Source organism: Streptomyces sp. NPDC002577 (assembly GCF_053594815.1).
The window spans coordinates 55,289-71,486 of the sequence record NZ_JBSFWK010000045.1; the positions used below are offsets into that span (position 1 = coordinate 55,289).

11 protein-coding genes are annotated in these 16,198 nt (G+C 70.4%); 9 read left to right on the plus strand and 2 right to left on the minus strand.

The window, feature by feature from the left end:
- Nucleotides 1-5 precede the first annotated feature (5 nt).
- The 5 genes from ACWD4J_RS35870 to ACWD4J_RS35890 all read left to right on the plus strand — a co-directional run bounded on the left by ACWD4J_RS35870 (nucleotide 6) and on the right by ACWD4J_RS35890 (nucleotide 7,654).
- Nucleotides 6-3,005 (plus strand): hypothetical protein, encoded by a 3,000-nt coding sequence (locus ACWD4J_RS35870; RefSeq protein ID WP_451399691.1) that lies wholly within the window; start codon nucleotides 6-8, stop codon nucleotides 3,003-3,005.
- The gene (locus ACWD4J_RS35875) at nucleotides 3,002-6,328 is read left to right on the plus strand and encodes a right-handed parallel beta-helix repeat-containing protein (RefSeq protein WP_451399692.1); all 3,327 of its coding nucleotides are present in this window, start codon (nucleotides 3,002-3,004) and stop codon (nucleotides 6,326-6,328) included. The genes ACWD4J_RS35870 and ACWD4J_RS35875 overlap by 4 nt, the downstream gene beginning before the upstream one ends.
- A gap of 136 nt (nucleotides 6,329-6,464) precedes the next feature.
- Nucleotides 6,465-6,803: a WXG100 family type VII secretion target gene (locus ACWD4J_RS35880; protein WP_451399693.1), complete on the plus strand. Its 339-nt coding sequence runs from the start codon at nucleotides 6,465-6,467 to the stop codon at nucleotides 6,801-6,803.
- A gap of 30 nt (nucleotides 6,804-6,833) precedes the next feature.
- Nucleotides 6,834-7,124, plus strand: a complete 291-nt coding sequence (locus ACWD4J_RS35885; RefSeq protein WP_451399694.1) for a WXG100 family type VII secretion target — start codon at nucleotides 6,834-6,836, stop codon at nucleotides 7,122-7,124.
- Nucleotides 7,124-7,654, plus strand: a complete 531-nt coding sequence (locus ACWD4J_RS35890; RefSeq protein WP_451399695.1) for a hypothetical protein — start codon at nucleotides 7,124-7,126, stop codon at nucleotides 7,652-7,654. The genes ACWD4J_RS35885 and ACWD4J_RS35890 overlap by 1 nt, the downstream gene beginning before the upstream one ends.
- Nucleotides 7,655-7,969: 315 nt before the next feature.
- Here ACWD4J_RS35890 and ACWD4J_RS35895 read toward each other — a convergent pair whose 3' ends face one another.
- Nucleotides 7,970-8,308, minus strand: coding sequence for a hypothetical protein (locus ACWD4J_RS35895; protein ID WP_451399696.1), 339 nt, complete (start codon nucleotides 8,306-8,308; stop codon nucleotides 7,970-7,972).
- Between the two features lie 330 nt (nucleotides 8,309-8,638).
- The gene (locus ACWD4J_RS35900; protein ID WP_451399697.1) at nucleotides 8,639-9,421 is read right to left on the minus strand and encodes a hypothetical protein; all 783 of its coding nucleotides are present in this window, start codon (nucleotides 9,419-9,421) and stop codon (nucleotides 8,639-8,641) included.
- Nucleotides 9,422-11,834: 2,413 nt separating this feature from the next.
- On the opposite strand from ACWD4J_RS35900, the gene ACWD4J_RS35905 reads away from it, so the two are divergent.
- The 4 genes from ACWD4J_RS35905 to ACWD4J_RS35920 form a co-directional block, all read left to right on the plus strand.
- The gene (locus tag ACWD4J_RS35905) at nucleotides 11,835-13,205 is read left to right on the plus strand and encodes a hypothetical protein (RefSeq protein ID WP_451399698.1); all 1,371 of its coding nucleotides are present in this window, start codon (nucleotides 11,835-11,837) and stop codon (nucleotides 13,203-13,205) included.
- 219 nt (nucleotides 13,206-13,424) lie between these two features.
- The gene (locus ACWD4J_RS35910; protein ID WP_451399699.1) at nucleotides 13,425-13,886 is read left to right on the plus strand and encodes a YbaB/EbfC family nucleoid-associated protein; all 462 of its coding nucleotides are present in this window, start codon (nucleotides 13,425-13,427) and stop codon (nucleotides 13,884-13,886) included.
- A 58-nt stretch (nucleotides 13,887-13,944) separates the two neighbouring features.
- Complete coding sequence (locus tag ACWD4J_RS35915; RefSeq protein WP_451399700.1) at nucleotides 13,945-14,346, plus strand: WXG100 family type VII secretion target; 402 nt, start codon at nucleotides 13,945-13,947, stop codon at nucleotides 14,344-14,346.
- Nucleotides 14,347-14,379: 33 nt separating this feature from the next.
- Nucleotides 14,380-16,198: WXG100-like domain-containing protein (locus ACWD4J_RS35920; protein ID WP_451399701.1), on the plus strand; the 1,819-nt coding region annotated here is incomplete at its 3' end.

Genomic DNA, 16,198 nt, shown 5'->3' on the forward strand with positions numbered 1-16,198 from the left:
GGGACATGGTGCAACTCGAGCGCAGTCCGGGCAGCGCAAGCCGTGCGCGACTGGAGTGCCAGAGCATCGGCGGTGCGCTGCTGGTCCATCCCGAGGGGGAGATCAACCCGCAGGTGCGCGCCTTCGTCGGCGGACTGGCCCAGGACCCTGAACACACCCTGGTCGTCGTCGACCTCCCCGAGGATCCGCCGACCGAGGACTGGGAGTCGGTCGCCAAACTGCTCAAGCGCCGTGGGCGATCCTTCCGGGTGGTCATCGGCCGGCCGAGCCGCGAGACCGCGATGACGGTCGGCCAGCTCCTGGCCGACCGTCTCGAGCGGACCGTGCTCACCCCGGACGGCTGGGTGCTCCCCGCCGCCGGGGGCGTGCTCTTCGTGCCGGAGGCTGCCGGCTCCGGCTGGCTCGGCTTCCAGCCGCGCCGCCCGTCCACCTGGACACGGCTCACCCCGCACCGGCGCGCCCCCCGTGTGTCGCGCCGCTTTCCCGTGCCGGACTGGGATGAAGCCGTGCCGGAGGGCTCCTTCGCGACCAGCGCCGAGGGAACGGCCGAACCGTTTCCCGGCGGCTTCTGGATCAGGCGGACGGACCAGCCGGCGGGCGACCAGGACGTCCATCGCAGGCGGCTGGTGAACTCCCTGCTCTTCCAGTCCGCCCGGCTCACCGTGGTGCTCGGCTGCCCAGGTGGCCCACACCTGCCGCTGGGGGACATCGAACGGTTCTGGGAACGCGTCGCCCCGGACGCCCGGCCGCGGGTGCGTTTCGCCCCGTACGGGCCGCTGGGCGTGCCGAAGGGCAGCGCGCTCGGGCAGATACTGGCCGACCGGCTCGGTCACGAGGTCATCGTCTACGGCGGGCTGCCGACGGTCGGTGAGCCCGGCGCGGACGGCGCGCTGATACGCGTCCCGGGCGAGGACGGCACGCCCGGCCCGGCCGCCTTCGTGCGCGAATTGGTGTACCGGCCCACCCGTGCAACCGGCTCCGTGGCGCCGCCGCCCCTGCTGCTCGACCGCCGTGCGCCGGTGGACGGCTTGCCGGAGGTCTCCAAGGGCGTGTACGAATACGCGCCCGACGCCGTGCTGGAGGTGACCCAGAGCGGACTGTGGCTGCGGCCACCGGCGGCTCCGGCCGACGCCACCGCGGTGCACCGCGTCCCGGCCGGCCCGAGCGGGATGGTCATCCACTTCGACGCGGGTACGCCAGAGTCCGTGGAGCGGATGCGGTCGCTGGCCGAAGAGGTGCGGCAGAAGCTGGATCCGGTGCTCGCCGGGGCATGCCGGGTGCTGCCTGCCCCCAAGGATGCGGCCGAGAACGTCTCCGGCGGTGGCTCCGCCCAGGTGCCTGGGGCCGGTGAGCCCGGGTCGGTGTCGGGGCCTGCGCCGGTGTCTGTGGGGGGTGAGCCCGGGCCTGCGGCTGGGGTGGTGATGCCTTCGGTGGGCCGGCCTGGGACTGCAGCCGGGGTTGCGGAGCCCGGGTCGGTGTCTGCGGCGGGCGAGCGTGGACCTGCTGCCGGGGTGGCGGGGTCTGCGGTGGGAGAGCCCGCGCCTGCGGCCGAGGTACCGGAGCCTGCGCCGGGCCGGCCCGGACCGGCAACCGGGGTGCCCGGATCCCCGGACGGGGTGCCCGGGCCTGCGCCGGGGCCCGTGGTGGGGGAGTCCGGGCCTGCGGCCGAGGCACCGGAGCTCGCGCCGGTGCCTCTCGTCACCGAGTCCGGGGCTGCGCCTGCCGTGTCGGGTACAGCGCCTGCTGGCCCCGCAGCGTCCGACACAGGGGAAGCGCAAGCGACGCCGTCCGTACCGGCGCCCATGCGCCCGCGATCCCTTCGCCTGGAATCCGCCCCGCCTTCCGAGGCTGTGCCCGCCGAACCGGGGGAGGCCACTGCCGGCGGTGCCGACGCCGTGGATCCCGAGCCCGTGGCAGACCCGGCGCCGCGGACGTCTCCGCAGCCGGCGCCGACGTCCGCCCCCGCGCCTGCTCCGGCGGCTGACCCCGCGCCGTCCTCGGCGCAGCCCTCCGCTCCCTCGGGAATGCCGTCCCCGCCCTCTGCCTCCGGCCCCTCGGAAACGCCGTCCTCCTCCCCGGCCCCCGAGCCCTCGGGAACACCTGCTCCCGCGGCGGCTCCCGCGCCTCCGGCGCGGCCGAAGGCCCGGCGGCCGGCGGTGCGCGTGCAACCCGTGCCCATCCCCGAAGCCTGCGCCGCACCCCCGGAGCGCGGGATCGAGCAGGAACGCACCTGGTTGCGACGGACGTTGAAGGAACAGTACGACTCCGCCGCGAACCACGTGGCGCGGGTGCTGTCCGAGTCCCCCGGGCTGCGCGCCGCCTCCAAGCAGTCGGCCGACGACGTGGTGACCGACCTGGTCGCCGTCCGGATGTATCTGTCCGGAGGAACCGACCGGATCGACAGTGCCGTACGGAGCGCGACCGTCGGTCCCCACGTGCCGCTGGCCCGCTGCGTGGCGTCAGGGCTGCGCCGCCTGCCGTCGTATCGCGGTGCCACCATGCTGCGCACCACGCTGAGCGAGGCGGAGTGGCAGTGGTACGGCAAGCGCCGCCTCGTCACCGAGTGGGCGTTCTGCTCCGCGCTGACCACCGCGCATCCGGAGATGGCCGGCGACGTCGACGTACTGATCTGGTCGATGACCGCACGTCGCACCGCCCTGCTGGACGCGACCGTCCCCGACCGCGTGCTCTACCTGCCCGGCACCAGTTTCAAGGTGCTCGGGGTGCGCGACGAGGAACGGCGCGTGCTGCTGCTTCGGGAGCTGACAGGCCCGGAGATCGGCGCGGACGGGAGCGTGGACATCCGGCGCCTCCCGCTGGACGACATCGCCATGGCCGGGCTGGAGCGGGCCGCCACGGAGTGGCAGGACGCCAAGCCCGCCGGGCGCCTCCCGGCGACGGCCGTCAACGCACTCCGCAATCCGCCGGGGCTGATCGTGACCGGCCGCAGTGCAGCGCCGCGCAGTGCCGACACGACAGCGCCCAGAAAGGGAACGACGCCATGACGAGGCAGGTCCTGCTGGTCTCCCGGGACCGTCCCGGCGCCTATCAGTCCATAGGCGAGGCGCTGCGCGCCGCCTCCGACGGCGCGGTGATCACCGTGGCCGGGGGGACGTACGAGGAGGCGCTGGCCATCACGCGCATGGTGACCATCGCCGCCGCGAGCGGCGCGAGCGAGGTGCTCATCCGCGTGGGCTCGGGAAGCGCCGTCGTCGTCGACGCCGAGGCGGTGCAGCTCTCAGGTCTGACGATCTCCGGTGGGGACGACGACACGGCCGCCGTCGAGATCCGGCGCGGCGAGGCCGCACTCGACAACTGCCGGATCACCGGCGCGGGGTGGACGGCGATCCTGGCGTGGCATCAGGGGACGCTGGTGGCACGTGACTGCCGGATCGACGAGGCGCAGGGCGCCGGCATCGTGGTGACCTCGCCCGGTGCCAACGCCGTTGAGAAGACCGTCGTGAAGGCGACCCGCTCGTCCGCGGTCGTGGTCGCCGAGAGCGGGCAGCTGGCGGTCCGGGAGAGCGTCATCGACCAGGCGGAGGGCAACGGCATCTGCGTCAACGGCCACGGGCGCGCGCAGATCAAGGACACGGCGATCACGGGGAGCGGCAAGCCGGCGCTGGTCGTCGAGCAGAACGGCGCGGCGGCCGTGTCGGGCCTCACCGTGACCGGCAGCGCGAGCGTGGACGCGTACCTCACGAGCAAGGGCCAAATCACCCTCACCGGCTGCCGGTTCTCCGGTGCGGGTGCGGACTCGGTGCACATCGCCGACGGCTCGAGCCCGCTGCTCAAGGACTGCGCCGTCGCCGCCCCGGGCCGCACCGCAGTCCGGATCACCGGGAAGTCGCGGCCCCGGCTGGAGAACTGCGAGATCAGACAGGCGTCGGTGGGCGTGGTCGTGGACGGCGGCAGCACGGCCGGCCTCAGGCAGCTGGCCGTACGCGAGGCGGCCCAGGCAGCTGTGGTCGTCACGGGAGGCGCCACCGCCGAGCTGGAGCAGCTGACCGTGGCCGAGGGCGCCGGCACCGGGCTGCGGGTGGCGGGCGCAGCCAAGGTCGCGCTGCGTGACTGCGCGATCGTCACCGACCGGGCGAACGCCGTGGAGCTCACCGAGAAGGCGACCGGTACGTTCCAGGGGCTGCGCCTGCGCACCGGCGGCGGCTCCGGGATGGCTCTGGCCGGCGGATCCGAAGCGGAAGTGGTGTCCGCCAGGCTCCAGGGCTGCGAGGTCCTCGTCGGGACCGATGCCATGCTCACCCTGCGGGACAGCGAGATCGCCGGCTCCGGGACCGACGCGATCCGGGTGACCGGCGGCGGATCGGTCACCGCCATCGGGTGCCGGATACACAGCGCCCGCGGGAACGGCGTCAACATCCAGGCGAACGCGCGGGCCGAGGTCAGCAACTGCGTGATCTTCGACAACGCCGGGGACGGCGTACGCACCAACACCGAGGAGCCCGTACGCGTCCGGGACTGCGAAGTGCGGGACAACGGCGGCCGGCAGGTGCACCAGCTCCGGGACAACCCGCAGTTCTCGGCCAGCAACCTGACCGGCGGCGACCGGCAGGACAAGTCCGGGCGGCCGGCGCCGAAGGGGAAGCAGCGGCCGGAGGGCGGCGCGGAGCAGCCGGACGCGTTGGAGACCGCGCAGCACACCGGCACCGGTCCGCTCGCCGAACTGGACGCGCTGGTCGGGCTGGAGAGCGTCAAACACGAGGTCACCAGCCTCATCAACCTCAACAAGATGGCCCAGCGCCGGGAGGAGATGGGACTGCCCATGCCTCCGATGAGCCGGCACCTGGTGTTCGCCGGCCCCCCGGGCACGGGCAAGACCACGGTGGCCCGACTCTACGGCGCGGTCCTCGCCGAACTGGGCATCCTCAGCAAGGGCCACATCGTGGAGGTCGCGCGCGCCGATCTCGTCGCGCAGTACATCGGCGCCACGGCCATCAAGACCACGGAGGTCGTCACCAAGGCGCTCGGCGGCGTGCTCTTCATCGACGAGGCCTACACCCTGACCAGCCAGGCCAAGGGCAGCGGCCCCGACTTCGGGCAGGAGGCCGTCGAGACCCTCATGAAGCTCATGGAGGACCACCGCGACCAGATCGTGGTCATCGTCGCGGGCTACTCCGAGCAGATGGACCAGTTCCTGTCCTCCAACCCCGGCATGGCGTCGCGTTTCTCCCGTACCGTCGAGTTCCCCAACTACGCGGTGGACGAGCTGGTGACGATCGTCCGGGGTCTGTGCAGCAAGCACTACTACGAGCTCACCGATACCGCGTTGGAGGCTCTGACCTCCTACTTCGAGCGGATCCCGAAGGGGCCGACCTTCGGCAACGGCCGCGTGGCCCGCCAGCTGTTCGAGTCGATGATCAACCGTCAGGCATCCCGGCTGGCCGCTCACCCACCCACCTCGGACGCGGAGTTCACGCGACTGGATGCCGACGACGTGGAGAGCGTGCCCGGGGCGGAGAGCGCTACCTCCGGCCCCGGGAGCAACCGGGAGCCGGAGGCGCGCAGCAGCAGGCGCATCGCGAACCTGGTCGGGCTGGAGGCCGTTCGCACCTCGCTGCTCGAGCGCCTCGCCGGACTCGCGGAGTTCCACCGCCAGCGCCAACCGGTCGCGGGGCTGATGAACCTGGTGTTCGCGGGCAAGCAGGGCAGCGGCCGAAGCGCCGTGGCCGGGCTGTACGCGCGATGCCTCGCCGAGAGCGGGCTCCTGGAGACCGGCGCGGTGCACCGGCAGGCCCTCTCCGCGTTCCCGGCGGGCTGGCGGGAGCAGGCCGAGACGTTCGCCGCCGCCCTCTTCGACGAGGCCGGGGGCGGGCTGCTGCTGCTCGAACTGGACCAGGCGTTCCAGGACCGCCCGGAGGCCGAGCGCAGCGCCGTCATGAGCGCGCTGCGCGCCGCCGCGGACGTCAACGCCGACGTGGCGGTGGTGCTCTGCGGCGAGGAGCCGACGCTGGTGGAGGCCCTGAACGCCCGCCCCGGGTCCGAACTGGCCGCCTGCTTCGCCGAGTACCTGCAGTTCGCCGACTACTCCGGAGTGGAGCTGGCCGAGCTTTCGCTGCGTTATCTGACGGCACGTGGATTCACGGTCGACGACCATGTGCACAGTTCGCTCGCCGAGCACTTCACCGACTCTCCGCCCCCGGCGGGCGCGTACGGGGCGTACCGGTTCGCCGAACGTCTGGCCGCGGCCGACTCCCCGGCGATCCGGCCCGCTGTCGGCCCGGATGCCGCCCGCCCCGACTCCGCCGCCGCAGGTCAGGCGCCTCCGGAGGCAGACAGCCCAGCCCTGGCGGGAGCGGGCGCGGGGGCCTGACGGGAGTCATCGGGGCAACGATCGCTGGTGGACGGGGCAAGGGACGGCGAATTCCGTTCCGTTCGCCCCGGGCCTTCGAGAAGGTATGACGCAGACGGTTCCACCAGGAACATGAGACACGAAAAAGGAGGGCTCGATGGCAGGCAATATGACGCAGGTCGACCTTGCCGGACTCCAGAAGGCCATCAACGTCTTCTCGAATGGCGTCGCCAACTTCGACAGCCAGTACAAGGCGATGTCCACGACGGTCGGCAACGTCCAGGCCGTGTGGACCGGCCAGGCGTTCCAGGCGTTCGACCGGGCGCTGCAGAACTGGCTCACCGACTTCTACAAGGTGATCTCGGTGCTCAACGGCATGGAGAACGCCCTGACCCAGAACACCAACGTGCTGACCCAGACGAACGAGGCGACCATCCAGAAGGCCCAGCAGGCCGCCGCTGGAATCCACGCCCCGACGACGCTCCCCGGCTTCTAAAAAGTCGCCTTTCACGGACAGGAGAAGAACATGGCAGACTACAGTCTTCATTTTGACGGCCTCGAGGGCGCGGTCGCGGAAATGAGCAAGATTTCCACGGCGATCAACGACTTCCTGCAGGAGCTGCAGACCGGCACGCTGCAGGCCATCACCGAGTGGGAGAGCGGCGCGCGCGACGAGTTCGACAGCCAGCGGAACGTCTGGGCCCAGGCCGCCGCCGACATGACCACGCAGGCCGCCAACGCCCAGAACGCGCTGACCGAGATCATCGGCCACTACGCCGATGGCGAGAGGGCCGGCTACACCATCTGGAATCGCTGATGCCGGGCGCGTACATGCCGCCGGTGCACAAGAAGGTGCCGGTGAAGCACGACCCGCCCAAGGAGTGGGACCCGACGACGTTCCACGCGCCGCACACACGGCCCGGACCGGAGAAGCACGACCCCACGCCGCCGCCGGTTCCGGGTGGTTCGGGCAGCGGGCGGAGGACCTCGGTCGACACGCCGTCCATGGAGCTCTTCGCCGACAACATGGACAAGCTCGCAGAGCCGGTGAAGCAGGCGTACCAGAAGCTCCTGGAGCTCCACAGGGTCAATCCCGGAGCCTTCTACGACGCCTACATGCTCCGGCAGGTCTCCTGCGGAGCCAACGGTGACTCGGGGCTCCAGAACACTTACCTCAAGATTCTTCACGATCTCGGCCAGGGTCTGGCAGACATCAGCTCCGGCGCGCGCCTGCTGAGTCAGAAGTACAAGACCGTCGAAGAAGAGTCGAAGATGACCGCCGAGGATCTGAACAACGCGTTTCAGTCCGCGCAGAGCGATTTCACCAAGATCGGCTCTGGGGGATGACAACAAGCTATACGGCTGCCTGTGGCGGCGTCAGGTGTCTTTTGACCTGACGCCGCTCTAGGCGTTTGCCCATGCAGGCACGAACGAGAGCGTCGACGCCATGGCGAAGCACCCCAAGAAGGACTACAACAACGGCCCCACCACCCAGGAGTCGAACACCTCCGGGATCTTCGGCAACAACTCCATCATGGGGTCCTCGAACGACTACGACAACTGGGACTGGAAGCAGATCGAAGCGGTCATCGTCGGTGGCTCGAACATGTCCCAGGGGAGCGAACGGGACCGGGCGCACACCGTGGCCGACCCGCAGAGCCTCTACGACGCCGGTGACGCGTTCCAGTTCGTGCAAGAAGTCCTGCAAATGGTGTCGGAGAACATCGTCGCGCAGGCCAACGCGCTGGCCGGCCACAAGGACGCGCCGTGGCAGGGCACTGCGGCGGATTCCTTCATGACCATGATGCAGACGTTCTCCAAGCAGGTGGCTTCCAGCGTCAACGCGCTGTCCGGCGGGAGCATGGGCTCGTCGGTCGCGCAGACCCTCGTCGATGCCGGTAACAACCTCGCGGTGGCCCAGGCGAACATCGTCACCATCGACAACTGGTACGGGCAGCAGGCGCTGAACATCGGCATCAAGCCGATGAAAAACGGGCTCATCCCGGTCAGTCAGAGCCCGGAGATCGTTCGGATGATGACGGACGACATGCGCAAGGTGCTGCACACGCTGGCCGGGCAGTACTCCGGCGAGACGCGCACCCTGAACCAGGTCTCAACGACGAACATCACGTCTCCGCTCAGCGGTTCGGGCACCAACATCCCCCAGCCGGACCCCTCTACCCTCAAGCAGCCCAAAAATACGACGCAGCGTGTTCCTGCGGCCGGAACCATCGCGGTGGGCCAAGGGCCGATCACGCAGTTCAAGTCGCCGACTGTGCCGAACGCTCCGTCACCGACATTGCCGACTCTGCCGAACAGCCCTCGGACGCCTCAGCCGGCACCGTCGCCTTCGGCGCCGACCTTCACTCCCGCGCCTGCGCCTGCGCCTGTGCCGAGTCCGCGGGGGAATCTGCCCGTGAATTCGCCGGTGAATGCGCCGGTGACGAATCCTTCGAAGTTGACGTTGCCGAGCAACTCGCCGGTGGCGAATCCTTCGAAGTTGACATTGCCGAGCAACTCGCCGGGGAAATCTCCCCAGTTCGCTTCGAGGCCGGTGAATGCGCCAAACAATTCGTCGGTGACGAATCCTTCGCGGATGACGTTGCCGACCAACTCGCCGGTGAAGCCGACCAAGCTGGCTTCGACGCCGGTGAACTCACCACTGCCGTCGACCACGCCGTCACCCGCACCGGCCCCCACGACACTGAACCCCGGGAAACTGAACCCCGCGATGCACGCGGCCCTCAACCCGGGCTCTGTTCCCAAGAGCACCTTGCCGACTGCGCCCAGCACCAAGACCACGAGCACCACTTCGTCGCCGACTGTCGGCGTTCCGTCGCGGGTGCCGTCGGATTTGCTGAACAACGGCGGCAAGGGGAGCACGCAGCCCAGCCCGAGCACCATCAATCCCGTTTCCCTCGCGTCCAACCCCTCCGCCGGTGGGCGATCGTCGCCGACGACGGGCCCCGTCAGTCCTGTGCTGCCATTGCGGACCAACTCGGCCAACCAGCGCAAGAGCGCTGCGGGCGGGGGTACGGCGCCCAAACTCGGCACTCCGACGCCGATGTCGTCAGACCTGTTGAACAACAGCGGCGATGGGGTCACGCCGCCCAACACGAACACGGTTGGCGCAGGTGGCGTGACCTTGCCGACCGGCGGCGGCCGCACGGGTATCAACCCCGTGTCCCTCTCGTCGAATCCGCCTACGAGCAAGATGACGCCGAACGGGTCTGCGCCGACGGGGTCGGTGCCGACTGGGTCTGTGCCGCGTGGCCCTGTGTCCGGTGTGCCGTCTGATCTGCTGAATCAGGGCGGCGCGGGTGGGGTGACGCTGCCGGGCACGGGGACCGGCAAGGGTGCCGGCGGCGTGTCGCTGCTGGGGACCCCGGGATCGGGAGCGCCGTCCTCCAAGGCGCCCGGGACTGGGGCCGGAATGCCGTTCATGCCGATGGCGCCCGGAGCCGGCGGTGCGCCCAAGGATGAGCACCGCTCCGACTCCTCCGGGCTGCTGTCGGGTGGCGTGGAACCGTGGTCGGGGAAGGGCGCTCAACCCCCGGCTACGGGTGAGGTGTCGCCGAAGTCGGGTGCGGTTGCGGGTGGTCCTGGGCTGGTGACGCCGTTGCCCAGTGGGTCGTTGCCGAACGGCTCGGTGCCCAGCCGCTCTGTGCCGACTGGATCCGTGCCGAACGCGTCTTTGCCGAACGGGACCGTGCCCAACCGGTCTGTGCCGACGGGGTCCGTGCCGACTGGCTCGGTGCCGAGTGGTCCTGTGTCGCGCGTGCCTTCTGATTTGCTCGGTCAGGGTGGCGCGGGTGGGGTGACGTTGCCGGGCTCGGGTCCTGGTAAGGGAGCCGGTGGGGTGTCGTTGCTGGGGACTCCGGGTTCGGGCTCGGGCTCGGGCTCGGGTGGGCCATCGTCGAAGGCACCTGGTGCTGGCGCCGGAATGCCGTTCATGCCGATGGCGCCTGGTGCTGGTGGTGTGCCGAAGGACGAGCATCGGTCCGATGCTTCCGGGCTCGTGTCGGGTGGCGTCGAGCCGTGGTCGGGGAAGGGTGCTGAGCCGCCGGCTACGGGTGAGGTGTCGCCGAAGTCGGGTGCGGTTGCGGGTGGTCCTGGGCTGGTGACGCCGTTGCCCAGTGGGTCGTTGCCGAACGGCTCGGTGCCCAGCCGTTCTGTGCCGTCCGGGTCTGCGCCGAACGCGTCGTTGCCGAACGGGACCGTACCTAGCCGGTCTGTGCCGACGGGGTCGGTGCCGAGTGCTCCTGTGTCTCGTGTGCCGTCTGATTTGTTGGGTCATGGCGGCGCGGGTGGGGTGACGTCGCCGGGCTCGGGTGCTGGTAAGGGTGCCGGTGGGGTGTCGTTGCTGGGGACTCCGGGTTCGGGTACGGGTGGGTCGTCGTCGAGGGCGCCTGGTGCTGGTGCGGGGATGCCGTTCATGCCGATGGCGCCTGGTGCTGGTGGTGTGCCGAAGGATGAGAGCCGGTCCGATGCGTCTGGTTTGGTGTCGGGTGGTGTGGAGCCGTGGTCGGGTCGGGGTGTTGAGCCGCCGGCTACGGGTGAGGTGTCGCCGTCGTCGGGTGCGGTTGCTGGTGGGCCTGGGCTGGTGACGCCCGGTACGGGTGCTGGTGGGGTGCCGACGGGGCAGGTTCCGGGGTCGGTGATGCCGTTGCCCAGTGGGTCGTTGCCGAACGGCTCGGTGCCCAGCCGTTCTGTGCCGACCGGATCTGTGCCGAATGCGTCGTTGCCGAACGGGACCGTACCCAGCCGGCCTGTGCCGACGGGGTCCGTGCCTAGTGGCTCTGTGTCTCATATGCCGTCTGACTTGCTGAACGATGGTGCCGCTGGCGGTGTCAGGGCGCCCGGTACCGGTGCTGGCGCTCGTGGGGTGTCGTTGTTGGGGACCCCGGGTTCGGGTTCGGGTGGGTCGTCGTCGAGGGCGCCTGGTGCTGGTGCGGGGATGCCGTTCATGCCGATGGCGCCTGGTGCTGGTGGTGTGCCGAAGGATGAGAGCCGGTCCGATGCGTCTGGTTTGGTGTCGGGTGGTGTGGAGCCGTGGTCGGGTCGGGGTGTTGAGCCGCCGGCTACGGGTGAGGTGTCGCCGTCGTCGGGTGCGGTTGCTGGTGGGCCTGGGCTGGTGACGCCCGGTACGGGTGCTGGTGGGGTGCCGACGGGGCAGGTTCCGGGGTCGGTGATGCCGTTGCCCAGTGGGTCGTTGCCGACCGGATCCGTGCCTGGTCGGTCTGTGCCGACCGAGTCTGTGCCGAATGCGTCGTTGCCGAGTGGGTCTGTGCCGCACGTGTCTGTGCCGAGTGGGTCTGTGCCGCACGCGTCGTTGCCGACTGGTTCCGTGCCGCACGCGTCGTTGCCGGGTGGCTCTGTGTCCCATATGCCGTCCGAGTCGCTGGACCATGACGCCGACGGTGGAATGAGGGTGCCTGGCGCCGGTGGTGTGTCGTTGGGTGAGGCTCCGGCCTCCGGCTCGGTCGCGGAGGGAACCGGTGCTGGTGCCGGGATGCCGTTCATGCCCATGGCGCCCGGAGCTGGCGGTGCGCCGAAGGACGAGCATCGGTCCGACGCTTCCGGACTCGTGTCGAGCGGCGTCGAGCCGTGGGCTGACGGGCACGGTGAGGTGCCCGGGGAGCGCGAGGTCGCGCCGGTCGGCGGGACGACCGCGGGTGGTCCTGGACTGGTGCATCCGGGCACCGGTGTGGCGGTGCCGCCCAACGTCGGCGCCAGCGGCGGTGTGACGCTTCCGGGCGTGACGGGTGCCGACGTACCCGCGCCGGGAGAGCACCACGACCACGACGCGGTGCCCGCCCCCGCTCCGATTCCGCTGCCCGTCCCGCAGCCGGGGTCGGTCCAGCCGGTCCAGCCGGCCCCGCCGGTGCCGCCGGCGGTGCGGGGGAGCGGTGCGGGCGAGGTGACCCCGGTGCGTCCGGGTGCGCTGCCGACCGCGTCTCGCGTGGGCGTCGGTGGTGTGTCGGTGCCCGCCGCGGGCTCGGCTGCTGCCGGCGCGGAGCAGGGTGCCGAAGAGGCCGCTCTCGGCGAGGCGGCGGCAGCCGAGGGTGCGGCCGCTCGGGAAGGCGGCATGATGCCGCCGTACGGGATGCCCGGAGGCGCCCCCCGGAGCGGCGACGAGCGCTCGGACGCTTCGGGCCTGCTGCTGGAGACGGAGAACGGCTGGGCCGATCCCGAACTCGAGGGCCTGCCGAGCGAGACGCAGGGGGCACCGGGCGGCGGGGCGACTCTGAGCGGCGCGGACTCCGCGGCGTCGGACGAGGTTGCCGAGGACCGTGTCGCGGTGGTCTCCAGCGCGGAGGCCGCGGAGGACACCAGCGCGTGGGAGGCCGCCGACCCCGCGATGCTGTGGGCGGTCGACGGGCGCCGTACCGAGGACGAGGAGGAGGAAGAGCTCCAGCCCAAGTACGTCCTCAGCGACGACGACGGATGGAGCGACGAGGACGGCGCGGTCTCCGAGGCCGGAGTCGGCGCCGACAAGGTCGAGCGCTCGGAGGAGGAGGGCGCGGTCGCCGCGGCGGAGGCACCGGGGTGGAGCGACGAGGACGGCGCGGCCTTCGCCGCCGGGCTCGGCCTCCCGCAGCGCCCCGCTTCGGACCACGCCTCCGCCGAGCCGGTCACCGGCCCGGGCCTGGCCACCTGGCGGCCCGACCGCTCCCAGGCAGCAGCCGCCGAGGAACTGCCGATGCCGGTCACCGGGTACGCCGGGATGCTGCTCAGCACCGCGGAAGTGCCTGATGACGAGGAGGAGGACGAGCAGGCCGAGGACACGGAGGGTGACGGCGACGAGGCGAAGAGCAGCCGCGGCATCGCCGACCTGCTGAGGCAGGGCGCCGATTCCTGGGGCGCCGCTCCCGACCAGGCCGACGCGCTCGGCTGACCGTATCGCCTCAAAGGTGTGGCGGAGTGCGCCGGGATCTCCCGCCGCCTCCGCCACACCTGTTCGTTGGGGCAGAAGTCGGTGTCCGTCAGGTCATGATCGGCTGAATCAGTTTTGGGAAGCCCTGGGCGGGATGTTTTCTGTCCTCGACGACGCTGCGTGACGGGCGCGGGAGCGCGCCGTGCCAGGGGGCGTCACAACAGGCCGGAGAGGAGCATCGTGTCGAGTAGTCCGTACGACCAGCACATAGAAGAACTGCTGGGCGCGTATCGCAGGGAGCGGGCGCAGGTCGGCGAACTGCAGCGCAGGATGCGTGAGGTCAAGGCGAGTGCGACGGCTCCCCGGCAGGCTCTGAAGGTCACCGTGAACTCGCAGGGCGAGGTCACCGAGATCGAGTTCCCCACCGGCGCCTACAAGCGCATGGCTCCCGTGGAGCTCTCCCAGATGCTCCTCTCGACCATCCAGAAGGCCCGGACGACCGTCATGGCGGAGGTGGCCGAGGTGCTGTCCGGTCACCTTCCCGCGGGGATGTCCGCCGCCGACCTGCTCCAGGGCAAGGCCGATCTGGGCGGACTGCTGCCGGAGGCGCCGCCCATGGCGGACGAGGTCAGCGAGTACGTCGCCCATGGCCGTCCCGGCCGAGGGGCCGGTCCCCGCATTGCGCGGCCTCCGGTCGCCTGACGAAACCCCGAAGCCCTGAGTTCTCTCCCCGCTGAGCTGATGTGAGAAGGAGGTCGCAGTGTCATCCAATTACTTCGCGGTGGACCCCGACGGTCTGGCGAAGAACGCTCCCAACGTGCGGGCCTATTCCGACCAGATGAGGCAGGTCGTCACCCGGTTGCAGACGCGCCTCGACGAGCTCGGCAACTGCTGGGGCGACGACCCGATGGGCAAGTCCTTCGAGGAGCAGTACCTCACCCCCCGGGACCAGATGATCAGCGGGCTGCTGGGGGTCGTCGACGTGCTGGACAGCACTGCCGACGGCCTGGAGACGATGGCGAAGGGATTCCACGCGACCGAGGACCAGAACACGTCGGCCGCCCGCAGCTTCGAGCGCGGTACCAACGACACCCACACGGGTTCCGTCCCGGAGACCCGAGCGTCCGGTGGTTCGCACAGCCGCGGCACCCCGCGCGGCTGACCTGGGATGTCCGGTGGAAAGGCCCAGTAAGTCATGAGCATTATGATTCCACCGGAATTGGGCCCTATTGCCAAGATCACCGTCGGGCAGGACTTTCCGACGGGGAACGAGGACAGGCTCGCCCAACTGGGTGCGGTGTGGAATACGACGGCGCAGGAGATCAATCAGCTCATCGGTGAGCTCAATCCGGCGACCGCCGCGACGTTCGAGAGTCTGGCCGGGGCTCCGGCGGATCAGTTCGGGCAGTTCGTCAATCAGCTGAGTCAGACCTTGCCCGCGATGGCGATGTCGGCTGCGCAGCTCGGTGAGATGGCCGAGAACATTGCGCTGGAGATCGAGTACGCGAAGTATATGATTATCCTGCAGTTGGCGTGGATGGCTGCGGAGATCGCGTATTTGTCGGCCACGTTGTTCGGTGCGGCGGGGATTCCGGCCGTGGTTGCGGCGGGCCGGTTTGCGATTCAGATCATCCTGCGGGAGCTGTTCATTGCGGTTGTGTCGTCGATCGTGATGCAGGTCGGGATGGATGTCGCGGTGCAGGTCATCCAGTTCCTGAAGGGCGACCGCACGCACTGGGACCTGAGCCTCACCAAGGGCGCGGCGGAGATGGGTGCGCTGGGCGGGGCCCTCGGCGGTGGGCTGGGGCAGATCATGCGCCACCTGGCCCCGGGGTTCTCCAAGTCCTTCCTCGGCAATGTCAGCCACGGTGCTCTGACCGGTCTGACCACGACCGGGGCGAGCAATCTCATCTTCGGTACCGACCAGGACCTCGGGCTGGGTACCGCCGCCGGTGGGCTGGGCGGGGCGATCTCTCATGGCCACACGCTGCGGGGTGGGGGATCGCCGGAGCACGTCGAGGTGCCGAAGCTCGACGCGTCGTTCTCGCCCGAGATGCTGCAGCACGCGATTCCGGGCGAGGGCCGGCCGGGCACCCTCGAGCGCCCGGGGCAGGTGCCTCAGGAACACACCGGGCAGGTGCCCCAGGAGCACTCGGGGCAGGTGTCCGAGGAGCACCCGGCCGGGCAGCGTCCCGGCGAGGAGGAACTCGATCTGCCGGATGCTCCGAGGCCGTTCGATGCGTCGGAGTTGCCGGACCCGTCGCCCAGCGTGCTGGTCACCGACCTTCCGTCCGTTCCCGGCACACAGCTGCCTCCGCTGCGGGAGCAGGTGGAGAGCCGTGTCAACGAGTTGAGCAAGATCGCGCGTTTGGCCGGGCTGCCGGAGACGGAGTGGCGGCCTAAGGCCGACTCGGTGCGCGAGGCGTCCGGTTCGGGCGACTGGGGTGAGGCGGCACGGCGTCTGCACGATTTCCGGACGACTGTCGAACACCAGGTTCTCGACCAGCGGCTGGCGGACTTCCGCGCCCATGTGGAGAACGGGTTTGCCCCTTTGCGCGATCTGGGGGTGAGCGAGGAGGTCTGGCGTTCCCGGGTGGAGGCTGTGGAGCGGGCGCAGCGGACGGGCAGCCCGGTTCTGGTGGACAGCCAGTTGAAGGAGTACACCGACTTCGTCGAGCGTCACCTCCCGGTCGAGGTGGTGTCCGAGAACGGCCTGCGGTCCTTCGATTCGGGGGTGGAGCAGGTGCGCCGGGAGCTGGCCACGGTCAGTGACCCGACGGTGCGGGAGGCGCTGCAGAGGGACCTGGAGTGGCACGAGCAGGTTCAGCAGCGCCTGGACCGGCTGGCGCAGTCCGATCCCGAGTCCGACATCATGCGGCGCCGGACGATCGCGCAGCAGGAGTCGGCGCGGTCGCCGCGGGAGTGGTCCCAGGCCCGTGAGGCGCTGCTGGAGTACCAGCAGCAGCGTGATTTGCAGCGGCAGTTCGACGATGTGCGCCAGGGCAGGGCCCAGG